Below are 22,767 nucleotides of genomic sequence, written 5' to 3'. Positions count from 1 at the left end.
ATCCGGTCCCGAAGAACCAGTGGTCATACGTCGCGTTTCGCTCAAAGAAAAAGATCGGTTCAAATTACTTCAAACCTTACTTCTTCAAATGTGCGAGCACTTGATATAAATTTGGCGAACCTTCGTGAGAAGGCTTGCGCACTCATTCCAAGCGCCCACACTTATCGGCTGTTAAATTGTTAAAGAGCGTGTACTACTTACTGCCTACTACCTCACCCGCCTGGCGCTTAAAGCACCGCGCTGTGTCAGCAGCAAAGAAGCGAGATTATGAAGCAGTTTTTTTTGCTTGTCAAGTCAAGGAGTCGTGCCGGGCGATTCGCCTACTACCACTTGCCTACCTACTTCACAAACCTGCTCACAATCGCTGGGCGCTTTGTGCATCAACCGGCGAGTCAGAAACTATACCATGTTTTGCAAAAGCGCGCTTTGCGCTGTGCTTCTCGAGCCGGTGAATCACTCTGGGAAACCCCCAACTTGATTCGCCTTGCTCATCCGGGAAAACCCTGATGTGCTGGCTGCGAAAGAACAGAACTATAGCATAGCTTTTTTAACCCGTGCAACTGAAAAACCCGCCCAAACCACCCAATTCAGCCCTTTTTTTACACCACCTAACTTAAGCCTTTGAAATACCATAGAAATATTTTTTTAACTTAAATGAAATAGTTGAGGGAAATGAGGTCATATTTGCAAAAGCACATGACAAACCCCATCAGGCTGCTTTTTTCTCACGCTTTTCTCTTGGGTTTACTCGCCCTACAGAGCTACTAATTAGATTCCGACGGTCTGTCATTCCATGCAAGCAGATTCGTGAGCCTCTGAATCCCATAAAGTTGCCTGTATTGATAGCATCTTCTATATAGATAGCGCCTCCTGCCCCCTATATAGATAGCGCCTTCTGCATGGATGGAGCCTGTCTATATATAGAGAAGCTCCAATACCTATATATAGACAGACATATAAGTGGACAGTGAGACGGCGGCCTCCACCAGAACAGCGAAGCCCTGCCCCTACGCTACTTACGATATAGATAGCTCGGTGGTTTCCTTGATGCGCTGGAGGGTAAAGCTGGATCTCATGTCGACTACGGCCGGATGCTGCATCAGCTTGTCCATGGCGAACCGTGAGAACTGATTGAGATCTTCTACCTGTACTCGAAGCAGATAATCCATATCACCCGACATGGCATAACACTCCACCACCTCAGGCCAGTCTTGTACATCACGCGCAAAATCGGACACTGGCGAATGACTGGCTCGAAATACTTTGTTCAGCCTTATTGTTATATAGGCAAGCAGCTTCAAACCCACTTTTTCCGGATTCACCAGCGCTACATAACGCTCTATATAGCCTTCTTCTTCCAGGCGCCTCACCCGACGCAGACATGGGCTTGGAGACAGCGATACCCGATCAGCCAGATCCTGATTACTCAGTCGCCCATCACGTTGCAATTCAGCAAGGATTTGCTTATCTGTCCTATCAAGCTGATTTTGAGACATAAACCACCTTCATTACTTATATATACGACATTAAATAGCTCAAAACCAATTTAATCAAGCGTAATTGGCAATCATCTGCTCATGGTTTTTGCTTAAAATTTTTGTTTACTGATCATCGCTACTGTCCACATTGAAAGCACCTTCAGACAGAAGCTTTTTTGGGCACCACCTAGGGTCTAGCATTCGACATCACATGGCGGCGCCCTGACCACATCAACATTACGGGAGACCCGCCATGAGCGACACCATCAATACCTGGGACAATCCCATGGGCACCGCCGGCTTTGAGTTTATAGAATACACAGCACCGGACCCCGTCGCACTGGGCAAGGTATTCGAAACATTGGGCTTCAAAGCGATCGCCCGGCACCGCAACAAGAACGTAACGCTCTATCGACAAGGCGGCATCAACTTCCTGATCAATGCCGAGCCTGACTCTTTTGCCCAGCGCTTTGCCCGCCAGCACGGCCCGTCCATCTGTGCGATTGCCTTCCGTGTCGACGATGCGGCAAAAGCCTACAAGCGCGCGCTCGAACTGGGCGCCTGGGGCTTCGACTCTGGCAGCGGTCCCATGGAGCTGAACATTCCCGCCATCAAGGGCATAGGCGACTCGCTTATCTACCTGGTCGACCGCTGGCAGGGCAAGAATGGGCATGGTGGCATTGGCGACATCAGCATTTACGATGTCGACTTCGAGCCCATAGACGTTGATACAGCCCAGGCTGATCGCAATCATGCAGGCGCAGGCCTGAAGCTGGTCGACCACCTCACACACAATGTGCACAAGGGCCGCATGGACGAATGGGCCGAATTCTACGAGCGCCTGTTCAATTTCCGGGAAATTCGCTACTTCGACATTGAAGGAAAAGTCACTGGCGTAAAGTCCAAAGCCATGACTTCGCCTTGCGGCAATATCCGCATTCCCATCAATGAAGAAGGTACCGATGAAAAAGGTCAAATTCAGGAATACCTGGACTTGTACCGCGGTGAAGGCATACAGCACATCGCCCTGGCAACAGAAGATATTTACGCCACGGTCGAGCAACTGCGTGACGGAGGCCTGAAGTTCCTGGACACGCCCGATACCTATTACGAGTTACTGGACCGCCGCCTTCCCAACCACGGCGAGAACACTGATCGCTTGCAACAAAACAAAATTCTGCTCGATGGCGCAGCAGAAGGCGGCCTGTTGCTACAGATCTTCACCGAAAATCAGATTGGCCCTATTTTCTTTGAAATCATCCAGCGCAAAGGTAACGACGGATTTGGCGAAGGCAACTTCAAAGCCTTGTTTGAATCCATAGAGCTCGACCAGATGCGTCGTGGCGTATTAAAGAGCGTCGACTAATCCAGCAAATTGGCGGCCGGGCATAAAGTGATCAGCAAACGGCCGCCTACAAACCTATACAATCCTTTCCATTCATTCTGAAAGGATCGTAAATGCTGGCCTACCCCAAAACGCTATTACTGCGTTGCTGGCGCATGTTTATTGCTGTTACCAAGGTCATGCTTCCCGTCATGGTGCTGGTACAGATAGGGCAGGAAATAGGCCTGGTCGATCTGGTCGGCCGCCTGATCACACCTGCCATGGCTTTGCTCAACTTGCCGCCCGAGGCCGGCATTGTCTGGGCCGCCACCGTTTTCACGGGTATCTATGGCGGTATCGCATCGCTCAGTGGCTTGTCTTCATCCATGGACTTGAATGCCGCGCAAGTCAGCGCACTATGCGCCATGATGCTGTTTGCCCACGCGATTCCGGTGGAACAAGCGATAGTCAGGCGCGCCGGCGCCTCATTTAATGTCACATCAACCCTGCGCATAGCAACCGCCATCCTCTATGGCGCGGCTATCTCCTGGTTCTGTTATTTGACTGACACACTGACCGAGCCCATGTCTTTCGATTGGCTGCGAGGCTCATCCTTTATTGCCACCGAAGGAGGTTCAGGCTGGATGGCGTGGGCACAAGCAACGGCGTTCTCGCTGGCACTGACATTTGCCGTCATCGTCGTTCTGGTTCTGCTGCTTGATATCCTCGATAAACTGGGCATCACCCGCCGCATTACCAACGCCATGCTTCCGCTGCTTAAGTTGTCAGGCCTGGATGCCAGGGTCGCTCCCGTCACGACGGTTGGCGTGTTGCTGGGGCTGACTTACGGCGGCGCACTCATTATCGAAGAAGCCAAGAAACAAAACTTCTCGCGCCGCACCCGCTTTCTGGCCCTGTCCTGGATGTCTTTGTCGCACGGACTGATAGAAGACACGCTGCTCGTGCTGGCATTGGGCGCCGATATCTGGGTGGTACTGGTAGGCCGCTTGCTGCTTACCCTGGGCATTATTGCGCTACTCGCCCGGCTTACCAGACGGGACCACACGCCAAGCGGCACAACCATCACTCAATCAGGAGCTGGGCGAAGCGTTTCCTGAACTTGGCCAGTTTGGGTGAAATAACCACCTGACAATAGCCTTGCCCAGGATTGAGCGCATAGTAATTGTGATGATAGCTTTCAGCCGGCCAGAATTTCTGAGCTGGCAGCAAGTGCGTAACCACCGACACACCCAGCTCTTGCTGAATCTGCGCGACAAGGTGCTGCGCAGTGTCGTGCTGCTGCGCCGACTGATAGAAAATGACCGAAGCATACTGCGGACCGATATCACCGCCCTGCCTGTCGAGCGTGGTGGGATCATGAGTGGCAAAGAACACCTGCAGTATGGTTTCGAAATCGACGACATCCGGATCGAACACCAGCCGAACAACTTCAACATGACCCGTCGTTTTGCTGCATACCTGCTCGTAACTGGGGTTCTCGATGTGGCCACCGCTATATCCCGGCGTGACACTGATAACGCCTCGCAGCGATAAAAACACCGATTCGGTACACCAAAAACACCCACCACCCAAGATTGCTGTTTCCGTCATGACTACTCCTTGGCTTGAGGCTCTGCCGTGGTCGGCTCGGCTAATGACAGTATCCAGGCAGCAAGCAATTTTGCATCTGCCGGACTGACTTGAGGCTGGGCTGGCATCGGGACCGGCCCCCAACGGCCGCGCCCGCCATCACGTATGGCCTGGGCCAGATAATCGGCCGCAGCCTCGCTGCCCGCAAAACGCTGAGCGATGACAGTGAATGCTGGCCCCACCACTTTTTTATCTACCTGATGACAGGACAAGCAATTTCTGGCCTTAGCCAGATCAACCCCTGTCTGTTGCGCAGCGGCAGTCAATGCCAGCCCCGCACCCAGCACACACAGCAATACAGATAGACATCTTGCAACCATATACAGCACCCGAGCTTCGTGATTGAAATCCAAATCGCATAGCGCGACTTTTGGACAGCTTATCGCGGTATTATCGGCGATATTGAAACAGGACACACTTTATATGCTTCAGTATCCCCAGATCGATCCCATCGCATTACAAATTGGCCCGATTTCCGTGCACTGGTACGGACTCATGTATCTGGTCGGCTTCGCACAGGTATGGTTGCTTGGCCGCTGGCGCATCAGGCAGGGCAAAACCGATTTGTCCGTGCGCGACCTGGAAGACCTGATTTTCTATTGTGTATTGGGTGTGGTCGTTGGTGGCCGGCTCGGTTATGTACTGTTCTACAAGCCAGGCGACTATCTGGCCAACCCACTTGAAATCTTTTTCCTGTGGCAGGGTGGCATGTCCTTTCATGGAGGGCTGATCGGTGTTCTGGTCGTACTGTTCCTGTTTGCACGCAAGCAAAATAAAACACTGCTCGAGATCGGCGACTTCATTGCTCCGCTCATTCCGCTAGGATTAGCGGCCGGTCGGCTGGGCAATTTCATTAATGGCGAGCTATGGGGACGCCCCACCGATGTACCCTGGGGCATGGTATTTCCGCAAAGCGGAGACAGCCTGCCCAGACACCCATCGCAATTGTACGAGCTAGGCCTCGAAGGCTTGGCGCTGTTCGCCCTGGTCTGGTGGTTTGCCCGCAAACCCCGCGCCACCGGACAGGTCAGCGCGGTATTTCTGATGGGCTACGGCGTCTTCCGCTTTCTGGTGGAGTTTACGCGTGAGCCCGATGCGTATCTTGGACTGCTGACCGCTGGCCTCTCGATGGGCCAGCTGCTATCACTGCCTATGATTATTGCTGGCTTGTTGATTTTTGTGCTGAGTGCAAGAAAATCGAGCCATTAATCGACACACTGACCATTTCAGTGCCACCCTCGAGCGGCATGCTGGCCTTGCCGGCCGCCATGGCAGCCATGCGCGGCGCGGCCTCGAAGCGTGCGCCTGAGCCACCCAAGTTGACCGTTTTGATGCTATAGCCGGCATATCCGAATGCCTCGGCAAGCGCCTTTGCACGATCACGAAAAGCTTGCGCGGCCTCGGCCAGTAAAGCCTCTTCTTTCTTGGCTCGCTTTTGGGGCGAAACCGAAAAGCGCAGATCGGCCACCGGCATACGATCGCTGACCGACGCAGCCAGCTCGGACGCTGCCACAAAATCGGTGGACTCCATCAAAATTTCAGCACGCCCACGCCAATTAGTGATCTTGCCGTCCTTGTCGTTCATGGGCCAGATGCGGTAGTTGCCGCTGCTGATCTGGATATCCTTACCCTTTGCGCCGGCTTTGGCTTGCGCCATGGTGTCTTGTAATGTTTTGGTCAATGCATCGGCAACCGCTGTTTGCGTGGCATCGCTCAGCTCGGCAGCCAAGGTTATTTTGACCGTGTCTTGCGCAATTTCAGCATTGGCTTCAGCCTGCAGCGTTGCCTGGGGCCACTTCTGTTTTTCATGAGGATGCTCACCCTGCTGTTGCCCCATGGCAGGCGACGTTGCCAGACCCGCGCTCAGACCCAAAGCCATGGCTAACAGGAAATTACGTTTTTGCTTGGAAAGATACATATCAATCGCCCATAAAGGAAAAGCTCGTCCGGAGACGAGCTTTGGAATAATGGCCCCGCCTGTGCCGTCAAAGGCCGGCATCCTGGAACCGGAGGTCCAAGGTGGTCGCCTTCAGTCAAGCTTCGGGTTCTTCGTTAAGAAGATCGCTCCTACTTGTCAATCCAGCAACCTAATGCCATAAGCATTGGTTCAAGGAATGTATGGCCAAGTCTCGAACACGGCAGGGTTTAACTATTTGAACACACAAGCAGTGCATTCGGAAAACAAAATCTTTATTTTTGTTGGGCGGCCGGCATGCCGACTTGATCAAGCAAGTCGTTCATGTCGTCGATTTTGCGCTTGAAATCACCGACAGCAACATTGCCCAGCGGACCATCCGGCGCACGCATGGTCAGGAGCTCACCAGCTATTTGTATAGCTGCCATGACTGCGATGCGTTCATTGCTGGATATTTTGCCGGAACCTTTGACACCCAGCATGCGCTGGTCAACATGACGAACCGCGGCAAGCAAGGCCTCTTTTTCAGTTGGCGCACATGCCAATGAATAATCACGCCCAAGAATGGATACGTCGATGCGTTCCATGGCCATTTACTCCTGAGGCGCGCCAGGCAGGCGCACCAAGATTGAATCGATCTGCTCTTTTGCCTTGCTCGCCACCAGTCGCAAACGAGAGGTGTCTGCCTGACTGGCCGCCAGACGCTGGCCGATTGCTTCGGACTCGGCTTTGTAGTGAGACAGTTCGCTTTGCTGACGTGCCTGCACGGCCTCGGCCTCGGCCTGCAACATCTTGAGCTGTGTTTCGTGCGTACCTGTGCTTGCAGATAACTCTGTGCGCTCGGCTTCGCTGCGCTGCAATTGATCGCGAAGCATATCGCGCTCTTGCTCGAGATTTTTAAGGCGTGCCAGCAACGCGGCGCGTTCATTCTGCAGTTGGCGAGTGAACTGCACCATTTGCCCGATTCGGGCGGCGAGAGAATCAAGATCTTGCAACATGGGCGTTATCGTAAACCATCATGGCAGAAAGTGAATAGGAAAAATTGAAAACCAATCATAACCTTTCATGGCTCTTTCCAAACCCTTTCAATAATCTTTCAATTTGGAAGAACCAAGTACCCTACTGCTACCACATCATGAAAAAAACATGAGTATTGCGGGTAAACCCTAGACAACCGAGGGGAAATCGGGGTTTTCAGCTTACCACCCGTCCATTACCATGCTTCACCTTTCGGTATTTGCTGACCGCCATCCGAAGCCTTGGCGGTCATACACCTGTAAATGCCCGTTTTACCATGCTGTCAGGGAGATTTGGTCAACATGCAGCTCAGAAATAAAGAGGACTTTTGGTCCGGAATCATGTTTCTTGCCATAGGCGTCGGATTTGCGCTGGGTGCCACCAGCTATTCGATGGGCACATCGGCCCGAATGGGGCCTGGATACTTCCCATTCTGGTTGGGTGTCTTGCTTGCCCTGCTCGGCGCCATCGTTGCTCTGGGTGCAATGTCGCCCAAAGCGACTGAAACCGAAATCGGAAAGTTCGACTGGAAGATCGCCGCAATTGTTGTTGGCTCGGTGGCACTCAGTGGCGTCCTGCTCAGCCACTTGGGTATCTATCTCACTGTCTTCCTGCTGGTTGTGGGCAGCAGCTTTGCCAGCCATGAATTCAGCTGGAAGGTTTCCATCATTACCGGCTTGTTTTTGGTTTTATTTGTATGGCTTGCGTTTATCAAGGGTTTAGGCTTGATCTTCCCCTTGTGGCCCAGCTTTCTAGGCAATTAAGGAGAGCCGGAAATGGAATTAATCGAACACTTGATGCTGGGCTTTTCAGTTGCCCTCAGTCTGGAAAACCTGGCCTATTGTTTGCTGGGCTGCATATTGGGAACACTTATCGGCGTGCTGCCTGGTGTCGGTCCGGTACCCACCATCGCCATGCTGTTGCCGATCACATACGTCCTGCCTCCCGTTGCCGGCCTGATCATGCTGGCAGGTATTTACTATGGTGCCGCCTATGGCGGTTCCACGACAGCCATTCTGGTTGCATTGCCAGGTGAAACATCGGCGGTCGTTACTGTGCTCGATGGCCACCAGATGGCCCGCAACGGGCGAGCAGGTGCCGCACTGGCCATTGCCGCCCTGGGCTCCTTCTTTGCAGGCTGCGTCGCCACACTCGTGATTGCAGGCTTTGCCCCGCCATTGGCCGAAGTCGCGTTCAAGTTCGGCCCGGCCGAATATTTCTCGCTCATGGTGCTGGGCCTGATCGGTGCCGTGGTGCTGGCATCCGGTTCGCTGCCCAAGGCCATTTGCATGATTTTGCTGGGCCTGTTGCTGGGCATGGTCGGTACTGACGTCAACTCGGGCGTGGCCCGCTACGACTTCGGCATTCCCGAACTGCAAGACGGCATAGACTTCGCCGCTGTCGCCATGGGTGTTTTCGGTTTCGCCGAAATCATGAGCAACCTGGAACTGAAAGACCAGCGCGTCGACCTGACCAGCAAAGTGGGTTCGCTTTATCCCAACAAGCAAGAGTTCAAGGAAGCCTGGCCCGCATGCGTGCGCGGTACGGCATTGGGCTGCTGCCTGGGGATTCTGCCTGGCGGTGGTGCCGTGCTGTCGTCCTTTGCTTCGTACACACTGGAAAAGAAACTCTCCAAGACTCCCGAGCGTTTCGGCAAAGGCCACCCTGCAGGCCTGGCAGGTCCCGAATCAGCCAACAACGCCGGTTCCCAGGCTTCATTCATCCCGCTGTTGACGCTAGGTATTCCGGGTAACGCCGTGACTGCACTGATGATCGGCGCCATGACCATCCACAATATCCAGCCTGGCCCACAGGTCATGACCAGCCACCCCGATTTGTTCTGGGGCCTGATCGTGTCAATGTGGATCGGTAACCTGATGCTGGTCGTTCTGAACCTGCCTTTGGTAGGCCTGTGGGTAAAACTGCTCAACGTGCCCTACCGCATATTGTTCCCAGCCATTCTGGTTTTCTGCACTATCGGTGTCTATACGCTGAACTACAACGTGTTCGACATCTGGATGACGGCCGCGTTTGGTTTACTGGGATACATATGGGCCAAACTCAAGTGCGAAGGCGCGCCCTTGCTGCTGGGCCTGGTCCTTGGGCCAATGATGGAAGAAAACTTCCGGCGCGCATTGCTGCTGGCACGTGGCGACTACACCACTTTCGTCACACGGCCTCTATCGATGTCGCTGCTGATCGCAGCCGCTATCCTGGTTGTCCTGGTCGCTCTGCCATCAATCAAGAAAAAACGTGAGGAAGCATTTGTAGACGAAGGCTAAGTACTTAATTTCAGCAAGGCTTTCACTCGAAAAGACCCGCCGGCGCAAAGCCAGCGGGCCTTTTCTTATGGAGGCATGCATCAGATTCCACGAGTGTTTTTTTCTAACAGAGTATTGAGGTAATCTTATGGTTGGAGAAAACGTACACTTATTCAAACACTAACGGAGAACAAAGACATGCCTTCCATCAACGACAGATCCTACGAAACCCAGCCCGCCGCCAAAGTGGCATTCCTGGGTTTGGGCGTCATGGGTTTCCCCATGGCCGGACACCTGTCCAAGGCTGGCCACACGGTTACCGTGTACAACAGAACCACCGCCAAAGCAGAGGCCTGGGCCCAGGAGTTTGGCGGCAAAGCAGCCAAGACGCCCAAAGAAGCAGCGCAAGGCGCCAGCATCGTCTTTTGTTGCGTAGGCAACGATGATGATCTGCGCAGCGTCATACTGGGCGAGAACGGCGCCCTGGCCGGCATGGCGGCGGGTTCCATCCTGGTCGACCACACTACAGCCTCGGCCGAGGTCGCACGCGAATTGCACCAGAAAGCCAAAGAACAAGGGGTCGGTTTTGTCGACGCGCCGGTTTCAGGAGGTCAGGCGGGTGCCGTCAATGGCGCCCTGACAGTCATGTGCGGAGGTGAACAGGCGCATTTCGATACCATACAACCACTGGCATACCATTTCGCGCAGGCCGTCACCTTGCTGGGCGCACCCGGCTCAGGTCAGCTGTGCAAAATGGTCAATCAAATCTGTATCGCCGGCCTGGTACAAGGCTTGTCCGAAGCCATTGCGTTCGGCCAGGCGGCCAAGCTCGATATGCAGCAGGTACTGGGGGTCATCAGCAAAGGTGCCGCACAAAGCTGGCAAATGGAAAACCGCGGGCACACCATGATAGACGACAAATTCGACTTCGGGTTTGCTGTCGACTGGATGCGTAAAGACCTGGGCCTGGTGCTGTCTGAAGCCAATCGCAATGGTGCACGCGTACCGGTCACTGCATTGGTCGATCAGTTCTATGCAGATGTCCAGAAACTTGGCGGCAACCGCTGGGATACCTCCAGCCTGATCAAGCGCCTGCGTTAATCACCTTCATTACTCGGTGTATCGCTGCAGCTGAAGCTCTGCACAAAGGCCGACCCCCCCGCCTGGCGAGGGGTCGCCGTCTTTCAACACGATGGTTCCGCGATTGCGTTCGGCATAAGCCAGCGCTATTGCCAACCCCAAGCCTGAACCGCCACGGCTTTTGTGGCCCAGGCCACCTCGATCAAAGCGCCCAAATACGGTTTCGCGCAGGGATGGATCCAGGCCAATTCCGTTATCACAAACACTCACCCACGCTTGCTCGCCGTCAGCCCCTGCAGATACCGTAATGGCGCAGCCTTCGCCCGCATGATTGATGGCGTTATGCACCAGATTGGCCACGGCCTCGTGGATTTCAGCATCACTGCCCAACACCAGAACCCTGCCGGCGGACGTATCGGCCTCATTGCCGGTACTATCAACCCAACCCAAATCCTGATGCTTCTCTCGCGCCAGCATCAAATACTGCAGCACTACATCGCGCGCCAGCGTGTTCAAGTCCACTCTGCCTTGAGGAGCCACATCGCTGCCGCTGGCATGAGCCAGCGACAGCAGCTGTTCAGTCAGGCGCGATGCCTGGCCTAATTGCTGCACAATGGCGTCCAGGGTTTCACGCATTCTGGCGATATCCGGCTCACGTTTTGCATATTGGGCCTGGGTACGCATGATGGCCAACGGGGTACGCAACTGATGCGATGCATCGGCCAGAAACTGAGCCTGTTTTCCCAATACCTTACGGTACAAGCCAATGTGGTGGTTGACGGCCCTGACCATGGGCACCACCTCGTGAGGCACCAGGTTTGCGTCGAGCGGCATCAGGTTATCGATATCGCGCGCCTTGATCTTTCGCCTCAATTCGTTCAGCGGACGCAATGCCCAAGCGACACTGAACCAGACCAGCAGCACGACCAGTACCAGCATGCGGGCGTCGCGAAACAGACCCTGCCTCCAGGCCTCTTGCAGGGTGCGCATGCGCACATCGACACTTTCACCCACTAGCACGATGACCTGCCTGCGCAAGCCGTCGTAATGCAGATCACGCCACAAGGCCACCATGCGCACTTCGTCGTTGCGATACATGCCGGTATAGAACACAGGCATGCCTTCGGTGTCGGCGAACGCCTTTGGTCGCGGCAACCCCTGCATACCCAACAGAGTCTCGCCCTCGACCGCATTCCCCTGCATGCCTGACAAGGACGAAGCCGTAGGCATAACCTCTTCGACCCTGAAGTATTTGCGATTCCCGGCACGGGACTCGAGCATCACCTGAGCATAGAACGGCGGATCGATGCGCAATGTGCCGTCGGCATTGAATTCCACACTGGTTTCCAGCACTTTGGCCGGTTCAAGCAAGGCACTGTCATAGACCTCGCTGGTGACTGTCTTCAGGGCGTAGTAATCGTTCCAGCTATCGAACAGCATCAATCCGACGGTCCCCGGGATCAGGAGGGCCAGCAGCCAGAACCGTATGCTCCCAGGAGGCTTCTGTGTAAACCAGGCCATGTCAGGTGTCGGCGTCTGCTTCTGTGTCTATGCTTTCAAGCATATAGCCCAGACCACGAACCGTAACAATACGCACATCGCTACCCGCCAATTTCTTGCGCAGACGATGCAGGACAACCTCAATAGCATCCAGGCCGGCTTCGCTGTCATGCTCGAAAACACGATTGAAAAGCTGGTTTTTTTCTACAGGCATTCCGCTGCGGGTAATCAGCACGGCCAAAGCGGCCTGCTCACGCGGGGTGAGGTGCAAAATAGCGCCTCCCAAGCCGAAGGCCCGGCTCTCGCTGTCGTAGATCAGGGACCCACACTGCATGCATGGCGCCTGACGACCGCGACTGCGGCGCACCAGAGCGGCGAGCCTGGCCTCGAGCTCTTCGAGCGCAAAGGGTTTGGTCAGGAAGTCGTCGGCGCCCAGATTCAGGCCCCGTACGCGGTCCTGCAGAGCTCCCTGTGCGGTCAGGATGAGTACAGGGGTGACATCGCCGCGGTTACGCATTTCGCGCAGCAACACCAGGCCGTGTTTGTCTGGCAGCCGCAGGTCCATGATGACAGCATCGTATCCTGAGGCCGCCAGCAGACTTTCTGCGGTACGGGCATCGGGCGCATGTTCAGGCAAAAAACCGCTTTGTGCCAATGCTCTTTCGAGCCAGGCAGCCATTTCGCGCTCGTCTTCAACTAACAATACGCGCATGACTTTTGTTTTCCTGCTCTATGGATGTACGCTGATTCTGTACACGCTGCCGCAAATAGCGGGTTTCCTGGCCACGCTTGAACAAGATGGCCGCCAGTTCGTTCAATGCAAGCGTATAGACCTCACGCTTGAACTCGATGACTGCCTCGAGCGGAACCCAATATTGGCTCCAGCGCCAGGCATCGAACTCGGGGCTGCGGGTCGCCCTCAGGCTGACGTCAGAGTCGCGCCCAACCATACGCAACAAAAACCAGATCTGTTTTTGCCCTTTATAGTGGCTGCGCGAGTCACGGCGAACAAAATTGCTCGGTACGTTATAGCGCAGCCAGTCACGCGTCCGGCCTAATATGCGAACATGTTCGGGCAGTAAACCCACCTCTTCGTGAAGTTCTCGGTACATGGCCTGGACGGGACTTTCACCGTACTTGATGCCCCCCTGGGGGAACTGCCATGCATGCTCCCGAATACGTTTACCCCAGAAAACCTCATTTTTTTGATTTACGAGGATAATGCCGACATTAGGACGGTAGCCTTCGCGGTCTAACATAGGCCACCTCAAAGCGAATTCAATACAATTAACGTTGATTATACGTATCTGTCGAGATCCTCACCATGCATGCAAGCAAGTATCACATCAATACCCTCAAAGAAGCACCTGCAGAAGCCGAAGTAAAAAGCCATCAGCTCATGACACGAGCCGGCATGATCCGCAAGGCAGCCGGCGGCATCTACACCTATATGCCATTGGGCCTGCGGATTTTGCGCAAAATCGAAAATATCGTACGCGAAGAAATGGACAAGGCCGGCGCCATAGAGTTGCTCATGCCTGTGGTGCAACCTGCCGAGCTCTGGGTCGAGTCGGGTCGCTGGGAGCAATATGGTGCCGAACTGCTGCGCATCAAAGACCGCCACCAACGTGACTTTGTTTTACAACCGACATCCGAAGAGGTCATTACCGACATCGCCCGTAATGAAATTCATAGTTGGCGCCAACTACCCTTGAATTTCTATCATATCCAGACCAAGTTTCGCGACGAACGCCGCCCTCGCTTCGGTCTGATGCGTGGGCGCGAGTTCACCATGAAGGACGCCTATTCCTTCGATCGCGACGAAGCCTCGGCACAGTCCAGCTATGACGCCATGTACGATGCCTATATGCGCATCTTCACGCGCCTCGGCCTGACTTTCCGTGCTGTAGCCGCCGACACAGGCTCGATCGGAGGCTCCCGCAGCCACGAATTCCAGGTCATTGCCGACACAGGCGAAGATCTGATCGTGTACAACCCCGACACGCAGTATGCCGCCAACATCGAGCTGGCCGAAGCCGCTTGCCTGATTCCTCAGCGCGGTGCGGCCACCGACGCACTGAACAAAACGTCCACGCCCGATGCACCCAAATGCGAACTCGTTGCGCAACAGCTGGGCAAACCTCTGTCCGATACCGTCAAATCCATCGTGCTGGCCACCGACAATCCCGATGATCCCGCACAAGCCACTATCTGGCTGCTGCTGTTACGCGGCGATCACGATTTGAATGAAGTCAAGACAAGCAAGCTGGAAGGTTTCGAAAACGGATACCGCTTTGCCACCGAAGCCGAGATCCTGGACAGTTTCGGCTGCGTGCCCGGCTATTTAGGGCCCATCAACACTATCAAGCCTGTCACTATCATTGCCGACCGCACCGTCGCCAACATGAGCAATTTTATTTGCGGCGCCAATACCGAGGGCTTTCATTACACCGGTGTGAACTGGGGTCGCGACCTGCCCGAGGCCAAAGTGGCCGATCTGCGCAACGTCGTTGCCGGAGATCCTGCCAACGACGGCGGCCAGCTGGCCATACAGCGCGGCATCGAGGTGGGTCACGTTTTCTTTCTGGGCGACAAGTACTCGAAAGCGCTCAACGCGACCTTCCTGGAAACCGACGGCAAACCCGCCCTTTTGCAAATGGGTTGCTACGGTATCGGTATCAGCCGCATTGCCGCTGCGGCCATCGAACAATGCCATGACGAAAAGGGCATTATCTGGCCCAAATCCATCGCCCCCTTCGAGCTGGTTATCTGCCCTATGGGCTGGCATAAAAGTGAAACAGTCCGCAACACAGCAGAGACGCTATACCAAGAGCTGAAGGCGCAAGGTGTGGAGGTCATGCTCGACGACCGTGATGTGCGTCCCGGCATCATGTTTGCCGACTGGGAACTCATTGGCGTGCCATTACGCATTACCATAGGTGATCGTGGCCTGAAAGACGGCATTGTAGAAATACAGGCACGTCGTCAGGAAGCCGCCGACAAAGTCGCCGTGGCCGACGCGTTGCAACATGCATTAAACCTGCTGAATTCGCTATAGTGCAAGCTGCCTGCCTGTGTCACACCACTTAACGAAAGACATGCCCATAGAAACAAGCAAATCATTTTTTGAACTGGATATTCGCGTATATTACGAGGACACAGACGCAGGCGGCGTCATGTATTACGCCAACTACCTGAAGTTCTTCGAAAGAAGCCGGACGGAGTGGCTGCGCCACCTTGGCGTGGATCAATCAACCTACGCAGCACAAGAGCACCGTCTATTTGTAGTCAAAAATCTTGAAATACAATATCGCAAACCTGCCAGGCTCGACGATTTACTGTCTATACACAGCACAATCACCCGGGTTGGGCCAGCCTCCATCAGTTTCCAGCAATCCGCATTACGTGCTGGGGAACTGTTGTGTGAAAGCGGTATCCAAGTCTGTTGCGTCGATGCCAATACATTGCAGCCTGCTGCACTGACCCCTGAACTCAGAACTCTACTGGAAAAGGCCAAGAAATAACCATGCAAGCCTCTAGCGACCTGTCGCTGATTACCTTACTGATCGATGCCAGCATCCCTGTGCAATTTGTCATGCTCGTCTTGCTGGGCATCTCCATTTTGTCCTGGGCATATATTTTCAGCAAGCGTGCAGCCCTGAAACGCGCCAATGAACAAACACGCCGTTTCGAAGACGATTTCTGGGCGGGCGGCGATCTGTCCGTCTTGCAGCAAGCCATCGCCACCCGCCGGGCCGAACATGGCGCATTGGCACGAATTTTCGACGCCGGCATGACGGAATTCATCAAGGCGCGCCGAAACAGCAGCAACGGTGATGCCATACTTGACGGCCCCAGACGAGCCATGCGCGCCACCTACCAGCGCGAAATGGACGGACTGGAGTCGCATCTGAACTTCCTGGCCTCGGCCGGTTCGGTCAGCCCATACATTGGACTGTTGGGCACGGTGTGGGGCATCATGCATGCTTTCATCGGCCTATCGTCCATGCAGCAAGCCACTTTGTCGGCAGTCGCTCCTGGTATTGCAGAAGCCCTGATCGCCACGGCCATCGGCCTGTTTGCAGCCATTCCAGCGGTTATTGCCTATAACCGCTATACCAACGAAATCGACCGGCTCTCCATTCGTTTCGATAGCTTTATCGACGAGTTCCTGAACATCTTGCAACGTCAGGTGCGCTAATGCCTTCAGCTCGTGGCGGTAATGGCCGCTCCCGTCGCCTGAAAAACGAAATCAATGTCGTACCGTACATTGACGTCATGCTGGTACTGCTGGTTATTTTCATGGTGACCGCCCCCATGATTACGCCCGGACTCATCGAACTGCCGTCAGTTGGCCAGGCCTCTGAAGTGCAGGCCAAGCCCGTCGAGGTACAGGTAAGCGAGGACGGAACCATCGCGCTACGCGTCCGGGATGCGGGTGCCGAATTCGAGCAAATCAACAGTGAAAGCCTGGTTTCCGAAGTACAAAACCGCATCACTGCCGAAACTCCTGTTGTCATTGCAGCCGACGGACGCGTTCCCTACGAAACCGTCATGAAGGTCATGGATCAGTTGCGCAGCAGTGGCATCACCCGTCTAGGACTGTTGGTCGACCAACAACCCGATGCGCAACAGCAAACAAATTAAACAGCAAAGGCCATCAAGATCACGGCCTCAAGCTGACCATGCAACGCAATGAAGCGAATCAAGAAATATATGGGCAAAACGTCAGAGCTAACTCCCGAACAGCGCGATGATCGCCGGGGGTTAGGCTATGCGGCAGCCATACATGCCGCCCTGTTCGTTTTCATGCTGCTCGGTTTTGTTTCCGCACCCAAAACTCCCAATCCAGTGCAGGTAGAACTTTGGGCCAACGGCACCACGCCTACGGCAGCTGAACCGGAAACCGAACCGGATGTGGTCGAAGAGCCTCAGGAAACAACCGCTGAGCCCGTCGCCGAACCCGAACCTCAGCCCGAACCCTCCCCCCAACCGGAGCCTCAGCCCGAACCGGAGCCAGAGCCAGAGCCGACACCTGCTCCCACTGAACAAGCCCCTCAACCTGAAGCAGAGCCCTTACCCGAACCGGAAATCGATCCCGATATCGCTCTGGAAGAGGCCCGCAAGAAACGTGAACAGGAAGAAGAGGCGGCCCGGGTAGCTGCGGCTGAGAAGGCTGCTGCCGAGAAAGCTGCTGCCGAGAAGGCTGCTGCTGAGAAAGCCGCTGCTGAGAAAGCCGCTGCCGAGAAGGCTGCTGCTGAGAAAGCCGCTGCTGAGAAAGCCGCTGCCGAGAAGGCTGCTGCTGAGAAGGCTGCTGCTGAGAAGGCTGCTGCTGAGAAAGCCGCTGCTGAGAAAGCCGCTGCCGAGAAAGCTGCTGCTGAGAAGGCTGCTGCCGAGAAGGCTGCTGCTGAGAAAGCTGCTGCTGAGAAAGCTGCTGCTGAGAAAGCTGCTGCTGAGAAAGCTGCTGCTGAGAAAGCTGCCGCTGAGAAAGCCGCTGCTGAGAAAGCCGCTGCTGAGAAGAAAGCTGCTGCTGAGAAGAAAGCCGCAGCTGAGAAGAAAGCCGCCGCCGAGAAGAAAGCTGCTGCCGAGAAAGCCGCCAAACTCAAGGCCTTGCGCGAAGCCATGCACGGTGATGCATTGGGTGCCGCCGGTATTCCGGGTGGTACATCCGACCGTAATCAGGCTGGTGGCGGAGGCGGTGATGGCGGCTATGCGGCAAAAGTCCGCGCCTGCGTCCGACCTCGCGTCATTTATAACGTGCCGCCACGACAAGGTTCCAGCAACCCGACAGTACAATATAGAGCACAACTAAACTCGGACGGTACCGTCAAAGGTGTCAGCATCCGCCGTTCCTCGGGGAACCCACGCTTTGATGCCGCGGTCCAAAAGGGAATTCAGGCGTGCTCACCCTTCCCGAAACCGCCCTCAGGTAAATACCCTTCATCCGTCGAAGGTGATTACCGCATGTACGACTAACAGGAGATAGTAGATATGACAGCCGTCACTCCAGCAAAAAGTGCCATGCTCTTACGCTGGCACGCCTGGGCCTTGGGAATATTTCTGCTGGCAATCAGCCTTGTTACAGCTAGCCCATCCCTCGCTCAGCTAAGGGTCGATATCTCAGGGGTTGGGGCCACTCAGTACCCCATCGCCATCGCCGACTTTTCAGGTGATGCCCAAGGCCAGAAAGTGGCTGAAGTCATTCGTGCCGACCTGACCCGCTCCGGCCAATTCCGCCTGATCAACGCCACAGGCGCCAGCCTTAATAGCGAAAGCACGATCGCCCATGAAGAGTGGCGTGGACGCGGTGCAGACTATCTGGCCTACGGCTCCATCAGTCAGTCCGGCAGCCAATACAGCGTCAGCTACCGATTGGTTGATACCGTACGCAAAACCCAACTCGATGGTGTGGCTTTCTCCGGTACCGAGAAAGAACTCCGCCGTATTTCGCATCAGATTGCCGATCGCATCTACGAAAAAATCACCGGAATCCGCGGTGTGTTCTCGACACGGATCGCCTACGTGTTGCAAACAGGCAACACATATGAGTTACAAATTGCTGATGCAGACGGACAAAATCCACAGGTCATGCTGCGCTCCAAGCAGTCAATAATCTCCCCCGCCTGGTCACCAGACGGCAAGCGATTGGCTTATGTCAGTTTTGAAACCGGCAAGCCCGTTGTCTATGTGCAAACACTGGCTTCAGGACAGCGTGTACCGCTGGCCAATTTCAAGGGTAATAACAGTGCTCCCGCCTGGGCACCCAATGGGCAGAGTCTGGCTATTGTGCTGTCGCGCGACAGTATTTCCCAGATATACACCATCAATGCAGACGGCTCTGGCCTGCGCCGCGTCATGCGCTCGCCCATGATCGACACTGAACCGCAATTCACTGCCGACGGCAATTCGCTGATTTTTACCAGCGATAGAGGTGGCAGCCCGCATATTTACAAAGTGCCGGTCAGCGGTGGTGACGCCCAACGCATCACATTCAACGGCAGTTACAATATCTCACCGGCGATCTCGCCAGATGGAAACAGCCTGGTGTACGTTACAAGAAGGAATGGTGCTTTCCGTATTGCATTACAAAGCATGGGGTCAGGTTCAGAGCAGTTGCTAACCGCCGGGCCCGATGACGAGTCACCAAGTTTTGCACCCAACGGAATGCAAATCCTTTATAGTTCTGTACAAGGTGGTCGCAGTGTTTTAGCCGTTACTTCTGTCGACGGTCGTGTCCGCCAAACACTGTCAGCACTTAACGGCAAGGTACGCGAACCAACCTGGGGACCATTCACCAATTAACTTTCAGTGTGACTCTTCTTTAAAGGAAATCAAATGAGCTCGCGCATCGCAAAAAGCCTTACCATCGCCGCATTTGCAGCCACTTTGGCTGCATGTAGTTCGGTACCACTTGACCAGGCCGGCGGCTCGGGCACGAGTGGGTCCGACTCGGCCAGCGCTGGGCAGGTCATGGACCCTTTCAACCCTCAAAGCCCGCTAGCTCAACAGCGCTCGGTTTATTTTGACTTTGACAGCTACACCGTCCCTGACCAATACCGCAGTCTGGTTGAAATGCATGCTTCGTACTTATCCAGCCACGCACAGCAAAATATCGTCATTGAGGGTAATGCCGACGCGCGCGGCGGTTCGGAATACAACCTGGCCTTGGGCCAGCGTCGCTCCGAAGCCGTTGCACGCATGATGACCTTGTTGGGCGTCAACGCCGGCCAGATCGAAGCCATCAGCTTCGGTAAAGAACGGCCTCGCGCCACGGGAAACACCGAGGCCGACTTCGCAGAAAACCGTCGTGCAGATATCGTGTATCAGCGATAATACTGGACGCGTGTCACTCTAACGCCGTGGCGGCTTCCGCCGCGGCGTTTTTATTTGAACGGAACACAAAATGAGCGTTTACACCCAGTCCCTGCGCATTGCACTGCTAACCACCATTTCCATGTCCGCAGCCTTTACGACTCCCGCCCAGGCATTTTCTGACGATGAAGCACGCCGGGCCATTCTCGAGCTGCGTGAGCAAGTCAAGCGCTATGAAGACCAAAACCGGCAAGCACGGCTGCAATTCGCTGACCAGATCCAGACCATGCAACACGAAATGGCGCGCATGCGCGGGCAACTGGAACAACTGAACTGGCAGTCCGATCTGCAGCAACGCTCGAGCCAGGACCAGACCGGCGGCAATACCCCCCAAGTGGCCGACCCGCAAGAACAAGCAGCCTATGAGGGCCCCATGGGCTTGTTTCGTAGCGGCAAGTACAAAGAAGCAGCGGCCAGCTTCGAAGACTTCCTTCAGGCGTACCCCAACAGCCAGCTGGCTCCTGAGGCGCGTTTCTACCAGGGTAGCAGCCGTTACGCCAGTAAAGACTTCAAAGGCTCCATTCAAGGATTGCAGGGCATGATCCGGGATACGCCACAAGATCCACGCGCACCCGACGCACTACTGGTGATTGCCGCCAGCCAGATCGAGCTGGGTGACTTGGCCGGCGCCAAATCCAGCCTGCAGAAAATCGTCAAAGACTATCCCGACACGTCCGCTGCCGAAACAGCAAAGAGTCGCTTGAAACTGTTGTAGCCGATGACTGTACAAACGTATACCAATGTCTCCGGGCATCGGTTGCACTTCCAGCTTGCCGGAGAAGGAGAAACCCTGCTTCTGATACACGGCTCGCTGTGTGATTACCGTTATTGGCGCTGGCAACTACCTGCATTAAGCCAAAATCATCAGGTCGTGGCGCCCAGTTTGCGTGGCTACTGGCCCGAGGCATTTACCACAGAAGACGATACATTCAGCATCGCCCAGCACAGCCGTGACCTCCAAACCCTGATCCAGGAGCTCAGCCCTGACCGGCCTGTACATGTGCTGGGTCACTCGCGCGGCGCACATGTTGCCCTGGATCTGGCATGCCGTGCACCCGAGCTTACACGAAGCCTTATCCTGGCCGATCCGGGATTCCGCTTTGAAGGCGAAGCAGAAACCACTCCCTCCCATTCCCAAGCCGTTGACCGGCTCAAGCGCGGTGAAGTCGACGATGCCTTGGCCGACTTTATAGACAATGTCAGTGGGCCGGGCACATGGCGACAAATGGTAGGCTGGTTCAAGACCATGGTCAAAGACAATGCCTACACATTACTGTCACAAATTCGCGAAACCAATCTGGCTGTAAGCCTGGACAGGGCTAGCGGCCTGCAATGCCCGGTATTGTTGATAGGCGGGGCGAATAGCCCGGCCCGCTACGGCAGTCGACTGGATATCCTGGAGCAGGCGCTGGCCCAGGCCTCGCGCGTTACCATACCTTTGGCATCACACGGCATGAACCTGGGTAATGCCAAGGCGTTCAACCTGGCCGTAGCCCGGTTTCTGGACCAGGCCACGTCTTAGCAAACCGGCTTAGTGCGCTTTAGTATTGGCCGGCTTGACCTCGCATTGCGCGCTGGCCTTTTCGCCGTTGTCGAATAAAAAGTCTATGGCTACCTGGCTGCCGATGGCTGGCGCCTTTTTCGCCTGCTCGAGCATGGCGTGATAGCTGCCTGGCTTGAACTCAAGCTCACCAGCCGCTGGTATGACCACCTCGTGGGTTTCCGACATTTTACTCATGCCATCGTGCTGGGTAGTCTGGTGCAACATGACCATACCGTAAGTAGACGATACCGCAGCTTGCAGCTTGACGTCATGATTGCCGCTGTTCTTGATCAGGAAGTAACCCGCCGAAGGCGCAGGCGCCGGTAACGAGCGTATCCAGCATCCCGACACCTGGATGGACTGGGATGGCTGGGCCTGGGCTGCCTGTGTCTGCAAATCTGCAGCAGCATGGCCATGTTGCGAGGTGTGCGCAGAATGGCCGCTATTGGCGAGGGCAACACCACTGAATGCAATCAAACCGGCCAGAACAAATATTTTCACGAGCGACTCCCAGGAAGAATTTATTGCACTGACAGAGTAGCGTGCCCGGATCAGGCACGGCTTGACTTGCGTCAGGCAATTCAGACGCTAAAGTGTACTATGGCGCATAAGCCATAACACTGCTCTCCCCCCAGAACATGACAACCACGCACGCTCCCAAGATAAGCATCACCGACTTCAATCAATTGCTGGAAAGCCATCACCCCTTTGCTTCGATACTGGGCATAGATGTATTGGAAATCGGCTTCGGCACATCATTGCTGCGACTGCCCGACAGTAGCTCGCACCAGCGTCTTGGAGGTATCGTGGCTGGCCCCATGCTGATGGGCCTGGCCGACCTGGCCCTATATGCCGCCGTAGTGGGCGCAAGCGGTAATGCTGAAGCCGTTACCGCCAGCCTGAGCATCAATTTTTTGCGCAAGGCGCCTCCGGGCGGTATATTGGCACGCGCCACTATATTGAAAACAGGCAGGCTGGCTGCAGGCGAAGTGCTGCTCGAGCCGGCCGCTGGCGGAGAACCTGTTGCCCAGGCTATCAGTACCTGGGCCCTGCCCCGCAAAGCCTGACTCCACCCTGCCTGTGCTCACATGCGCTTAGTCCTGTTATGCAGGCGTAACCCTTTATTC

26 protein-coding genes and 1 other RNA gene are annotated in these 22,767 nt (G+C 55.1%); 16 read left to right on the top strand and 11 right to left on the bottom strand.

Translation table 11 applies throughout. The features are described 5' to 3' along the window. Window positions 1-1,016: 1,016 nt before the first annotated feature. Entirely contained in the window at window positions 1,017-1,496 is a 480-nt protein-coding gene (locus ERD84_RS15685; protein WP_130040617.1) for an Lrp/AsnC family transcriptional regulator, read from the bottom strand. Between the two features lie 235 nt (window positions 1,497-1,731). Here ERD84_RS15685 and hppD point away from each other — a divergent pair, with 235 nt between their 5' ends. Both hppD and ERD84_RS15675 read left to right on the top strand, forming a co-directional pair. Beyond that, window positions 1,732-2,844, top strand: coding sequence for a 4-hydroxyphenylpyruvate dioxygenase (gene hppD, locus ERD84_RS15680; RefSeq protein ID WP_130040616.1), 1,113 nt, complete (start codon window positions 1,732-1,734; stop codon window positions 2,842-2,844). Window positions 2,845-2,936: 92 nt separating this feature from the next. Further along, on the top strand, window positions 2,937-3,920 hold the full coding sequence (locus ERD84_RS15675; RefSeq protein ID WP_245150724.1) for a nucleoside recognition domain-containing protein: 984 nt from the start codon (window positions 2,937-2,939) through the stop codon (window positions 3,918-3,920). On the opposite strand, the gene msrA is transcribed toward ERD84_RS15675, so the two are convergent. Beyond that, a complete protein-coding gene (gene msrA, locus ERD84_RS15670) occupies window positions 3,886-4,413 on the bottom strand; it encodes a peptide-methionine (S)-S-oxide reductase MsrA (RefSeq protein WP_130040615.1) in 528 nt (175 codons plus the stop codon). The genes ERD84_RS15675 and msrA overlap by 35 nt on opposite strands. Before the next feature lie 2 nt (window positions 4,414-4,415). After that, complete coding sequence (locus ERD84_RS15665; RefSeq protein ID WP_130040614.1) at window positions 4,416-4,772, bottom strand: c-type cytochrome; 357 nt, start codon at window positions 4,770-4,772, stop codon at window positions 4,416-4,418. A 103-nt stretch (window positions 4,773-4,875) separates the two neighbouring features. Between ERD84_RS15665 and lgt the strand changes: the two genes are divergently transcribed. After that, window positions 4,876-5,661, top strand: a complete 786-nt coding sequence (lgt, locus tag ERD84_RS15660) for a prolipoprotein diacylglyceryl transferase (protein ID WP_130040613.1) — start codon at window positions 4,876-4,878, stop codon at window positions 5,659-5,661. Here the strand turns inward: lgt and ERD84_RS15655 are convergent. From ERD84_RS15655 to ERD84_RS15640, 4 genes are all read right to left on the bottom strand, one after another. Further along, the gene (locus ERD84_RS15655) at window positions 5,609-6,370 is read right to left on the bottom strand and encodes an SIMPL domain-containing protein (RefSeq protein WP_245150723.1); all 762 of its coding nucleotides are present in this window, start codon (window positions 6,368-6,370) and stop codon (window positions 5,609-5,611) included. The two genes, lgt and ERD84_RS15655, sit on opposite strands and share 53 nt — an antisense overlap. A gap of 48 nt (window positions 6,371-6,418) precedes the next feature. Further along, window positions 6,419-6,600: non-coding RNA, 6S RNA (gene ssrS / locus ERD84_RS15650), on the bottom strand. A gap of 42 nt (window positions 6,601-6,642) precedes the next feature. Further along, complete coding sequence (locus ERD84_RS15645) at window positions 6,643-6,954, bottom strand: cell division protein ZapA (protein WP_130040612.1); 312 nt, start codon at window positions 6,952-6,954, stop codon at window positions 6,643-6,645. 6 nt (window positions 6,955-6,960) lie between these two features. After that, window positions 6,961-7,365 carry a hypothetical protein gene (locus ERD84_RS15640; protein WP_130040611.1) on the bottom strand — a complete coding sequence of 135 codons (405 nt, stop codon included), beginning with the start codon at window positions 7,363-7,365 and terminating at the stop codon, window positions 6,961-6,963. A gap of 321 nt (window positions 7,366-7,686) precedes the next feature. Between ERD84_RS15640 and ERD84_RS15635 the strand changes: the two genes are divergently transcribed. From ERD84_RS15635 to ERD84_RS15625, 3 genes are all read left to right on the top strand, one after another. Beyond that, the gene (locus ERD84_RS15635) at window positions 7,687-8,148 is read left to right on the top strand and encodes a tripartite tricarboxylate transporter TctB family protein (protein ID WP_130040610.1); all 462 of its coding nucleotides are present in this window, start codon (window positions 7,687-7,689) and stop codon (window positions 8,146-8,148) included. Between the two features lie 12 nt (window positions 8,149-8,160). Further along, a complete protein-coding gene (locus ERD84_RS15630; protein ID WP_130040609.1) occupies window positions 8,161-9,666 on the top strand; it encodes a tripartite tricarboxylate transporter permease in 1,506 nt (501 codons plus the stop codon). Window positions 9,667-9,843: 177 nt separating this feature from the next. After that, window positions 9,844-10,746, top strand: coding sequence for an NAD(P)-dependent oxidoreductase (locus ERD84_RS15625; RefSeq protein WP_130040608.1), 903 nt, complete (start codon window positions 9,844-9,846; stop codon window positions 10,744-10,746). Between the two features lie 9 nt (window positions 10,747-10,755). On the opposite strand, the gene ERD84_RS15620 is transcribed toward ERD84_RS15625, so the two are convergent. From ERD84_RS15620 to ERD84_RS15610, 3 genes are read right to left on the bottom strand one after another with little or no spacing between them, the layout of a single operon-like run. Then, a complete protein-coding gene (locus ERD84_RS15620; RefSeq protein WP_167667530.1) occupies window positions 10,756-12,246 on the bottom strand; it encodes a sensor histidine kinase in 1,491 nt (496 codons plus the stop codon). A 1-nt stretch (window position 12,247) separates the two neighbouring features. Beyond that, on the bottom strand, window positions 12,248-12,937 hold the full coding sequence (locus ERD84_RS15615) for a response regulator (protein WP_130040607.1): 690 nt from the start codon (window positions 12,935-12,937) through the stop codon (window positions 12,248-12,250). Next, window positions 12,918-13,484 (bottom strand): RNA pyrophosphohydrolase, encoded by a 567-nt coding sequence (locus tag ERD84_RS15610; protein WP_130040606.1) that lies wholly within the window; start codon window positions 13,482-13,484, stop codon window positions 12,918-12,920. The genes ERD84_RS15615 and ERD84_RS15610 overlap by 20 nt, the downstream gene beginning before the upstream one ends. Window positions 13,485-13,549: 65 nt before the next feature. Between ERD84_RS15610 and ERD84_RS15605 the strand changes: the two genes are divergently transcribed. The 9 genes from ERD84_RS15605 to ERD84_RS15565 all read left to right on the top strand — a co-directional run bounded on the left by ERD84_RS15605 (window position 13,550) and on the right by ERD84_RS15565 (window position 21,619). Beyond that, window positions 13,550-15,283, top strand: a complete 1,734-nt coding sequence (locus ERD84_RS15605; RefSeq protein ID WP_130040605.1) for a proline--tRNA ligase — start codon at window positions 13,550-13,552, stop codon at window positions 15,281-15,283. Window positions 15,284-15,323: 40 nt separating this feature from the next. Continuing rightward, the gene (gene ybgC / locus ERD84_RS15600) at window positions 15,324-15,749 is read left to right on the top strand and encodes a tol-pal system-associated acyl-CoA thioesterase (protein WP_130040604.1); all 426 of its coding nucleotides are present in this window, start codon (window positions 15,324-15,326) and stop codon (window positions 15,747-15,749) included. A 2-nt stretch (window positions 15,750-15,751) separates the two neighbouring features. Beyond that, complete coding sequence (gene tolQ / locus ERD84_RS15595) at window positions 15,752-16,426, top strand: protein TolQ (protein WP_130040603.1); 675 nt, start codon at window positions 15,752-15,754, stop codon at window positions 16,424-16,426. Then, entirely contained in the window at window positions 16,426-16,872 is a 447-nt protein-coding gene (tolR, locus tag ERD84_RS15590; protein WP_130040602.1) for a protein TolR, read from the top strand. The genes tolQ and tolR overlap by 1 nt, the downstream gene beginning before the upstream one ends. Window positions 16,873-16,941: 69 nt before the next feature. Beyond that, window positions 16,942-18,201 (top strand): cell envelope integrity protein TolA, encoded by a 1,260-nt coding sequence (tolA, locus tag ERD84_RS15585; protein ID WP_245150722.1) that lies wholly within the window; start codon window positions 16,942-16,944, stop codon window positions 18,199-18,201. A gap of 15 nt (window positions 18,202-18,216) precedes the next feature. Then, on the top strand, window positions 18,217-19,527 hold the full coding sequence (gene tolB, locus ERD84_RS15580; protein WP_130040600.1) for a Tol-Pal system beta propeller repeat protein TolB: 1,311 nt from the start codon (window positions 18,217-18,219) through the stop codon (window positions 19,525-19,527). A gap of 33 nt (window positions 19,528-19,560) precedes the next feature. Next, the gene (gene pal, locus ERD84_RS15575) at window positions 19,561-20,058 is read left to right on the top strand and encodes a peptidoglycan-associated lipoprotein Pal (protein ID WP_130040599.1); all 498 of its coding nucleotides are present in this window, start codon (window positions 19,561-19,563) and stop codon (window positions 20,056-20,058) included. 70 nt (window positions 20,059-20,128) lie between these two features. Next, window positions 20,129-20,812 carry a tol-pal system protein YbgF gene (gene ybgF, locus ERD84_RS15570; RefSeq protein ID WP_130040598.1) on the top strand — a complete coding sequence of 228 codons (684 nt, stop codon included), beginning with the start codon at window positions 20,129-20,131 and terminating at the stop codon, window positions 20,810-20,812. Between the two features lie 3 nt (window positions 20,813-20,815). Continuing rightward, on the top strand, window positions 20,816-21,619 hold the full coding sequence (locus ERD84_RS15565) for an alpha/beta fold hydrolase (protein ID WP_130040597.1): 804 nt from the start codon (window positions 20,816-20,818) through the stop codon (window positions 21,617-21,619). 9 nt (window positions 21,620-21,628) lie between these two features. On the opposite strand, the gene ERD84_RS15560 is transcribed toward ERD84_RS15565, so the two are convergent. Continuing rightward, window positions 21,629-22,141 (bottom strand): copper chaperone PCu(A)C, encoded by a 513-nt coding sequence (locus ERD84_RS15560; protein WP_167667528.1) that lies wholly within the window; start codon window positions 22,139-22,141, stop codon window positions 21,629-21,631. A 137-nt stretch (window positions 22,142-22,278) separates the two neighbouring features. Between ERD84_RS15560 and ERD84_RS15555 the strand changes: the two genes are divergently transcribed. Continuing rightward, entirely contained in the window at window positions 22,279-22,707 is a 429-nt protein-coding gene (locus ERD84_RS15555; RefSeq protein WP_130040595.1) for a PaaI family thioesterase, read from the top strand. Window positions 22,708-22,767: the final 60 nt, after the last annotated feature.

The organism is Pollutimonas harenae, assembly GCF_004153685.1.
Taxonomy (GTDB): domain Bacteria; phylum Pseudomonadota; class Gammaproteobacteria; order Burkholderiales; family Burkholderiaceae_B; genus Pusillimonas_C; species Pusillimonas_C harenae.
This window is presented reverse-complemented; position numbering and strand designations above follow the sequence as displayed.

Coding starts and splice junctions, on each gene's coding strand:
- ERD84_RS15685 (WP_130040617.1), bottom strand. CDS start 1,496: ATGTCTCAAAATCAGCTTGATAGGACAGATAAGCAAATCCTTGCTGAA.
- hppD (WP_130040616.1), top strand. CDS start 1,732: ATGAGCGACACCATCAATACCTGGGACAATCCCATGGGCACCGCCGGC.
- ERD84_RS15675 (WP_245150724.1), top strand. CDS start 2,937: ATGCTGGCCTACCCCAAAACGCTATTACTGCGTTGCTGGCGCATGTTT.
- msrA (WP_130040615.1), bottom strand. CDS start 4,413: ATGACGGAAACAGCAATCTTGGGTGGTGGGTGTTTTTGGTGTACCGAA.
- ERD84_RS15665 (WP_130040614.1), bottom strand. CDS start 4,772: ATGGTTGCAAGATGTCTATCTGTATTGCTGTGTGTGCTGGGTGCGGGG.
- lgt (WP_130040613.1), top strand. CDS start 4,876: ATGCTTCAGTATCCCCAGATCGATCCCATCGCATTACAAATTGGCCCG.
- ERD84_RS15655 (WP_245150723.1), bottom strand. CDS start 6,370: ATGTATCTTTCCAAGCAAAAACGTAATTTCCTGTTAGCCATGGCTTTG.
- ERD84_RS15645 (WP_130040612.1), bottom strand. CDS start 6,954: ATGGAACGCATCGACGTATCCATTCTTGGGCGTGATTATTCATTGGCA.
- ERD84_RS15640 (WP_130040611.1), bottom strand. CDS start 7,365: ATGTTGCAAGATCTTGATTCTCTCGCCGCCCGAATCGGGCAAATGGTG.
- ERD84_RS15635 (WP_130040610.1), top strand. CDS start 7,687: ATGCAGCTCAGAAATAAAGAGGACTTTTGGTCCGGAATCATGTTTCTT.
- ERD84_RS15630 (WP_130040609.1), top strand. CDS start 8,161: ATGGAATTAATCGAACACTTGATGCTGGGCTTTTCAGTTGCCCTCAGT.
- ERD84_RS15625 (WP_130040608.1), top strand. CDS start 9,844: ATGCCTTCCATCAACGACAGATCCTACGAAACCCAGCCCGCCGCCAAA.
- ERD84_RS15620 (WP_167667530.1), bottom strand. CDS start 12,246: ATGGCCTGGTTTACACAGAAGCCTCCTGGGAGCATACGGTTCTGGCTG.
- ERD84_RS15615 (WP_130040607.1), bottom strand. CDS start 12,937: ATGCGCGTATTGTTAGTTGAAGACGAGCGCGAAATGGCTGCCTGGCTC.
- ERD84_RS15610 (WP_130040606.1), bottom strand. CDS start 13,484: ATGTTAGACCGCGAAGGCTACCGTCCTAATGTCGGCATTATCCTCGTA.
- ERD84_RS15605 (WP_130040605.1), top strand. CDS start 13,550: ATGCATGCAAGCAAGTATCACATCAATACCCTCAAAGAAGCACCTGCA.
- ybgC (WP_130040604.1), top strand. CDS start 15,324: ATGCCCATAGAAACAAGCAAATCATTTTTTGAACTGGATATTCGCGTA.
- tolQ (WP_130040603.1), top strand. CDS start 15,752: ATGCAAGCCTCTAGCGACCTGTCGCTGATTACCTTACTGATCGATGCC.
- tolR (WP_130040602.1), top strand. CDS start 16,426: ATGCCTTCAGCTCGTGGCGGTAATGGCCGCTCCCGTCGCCTGAAAAAC.
- tolA (WP_245150722.1), top strand. CDS start 16,942: ATGGGCAAAACGTCAGAGCTAACTCCCGAACAGCGCGATGATCGCCGG.
- tolB (WP_130040600.1), top strand. CDS start 18,217: ATGACAGCCGTCACTCCAGCAAAAAGTGCCATGCTCTTACGCTGGCAC.
- pal (WP_130040599.1), top strand. CDS start 19,561: ATGAGCTCGCGCATCGCAAAAAGCCTTACCATCGCCGCATTTGCAGCC.
- ybgF (WP_130040598.1), top strand. CDS start 20,129: ATGAGCGTTTACACCCAGTCCCTGCGCATTGCACTGCTAACCACCATT.
- ERD84_RS15565 (WP_130040597.1), top strand. CDS start 20,816: ATGACTGTACAAACGTATACCAATGTCTCCGGGCATCGGTTGCACTTC.
- ERD84_RS15555 (WP_130040595.1), top strand. CDS start 22,279: ATGACAACCACGCACGCTCCCAAGATAAGCATCACCGACTTCAATCAA.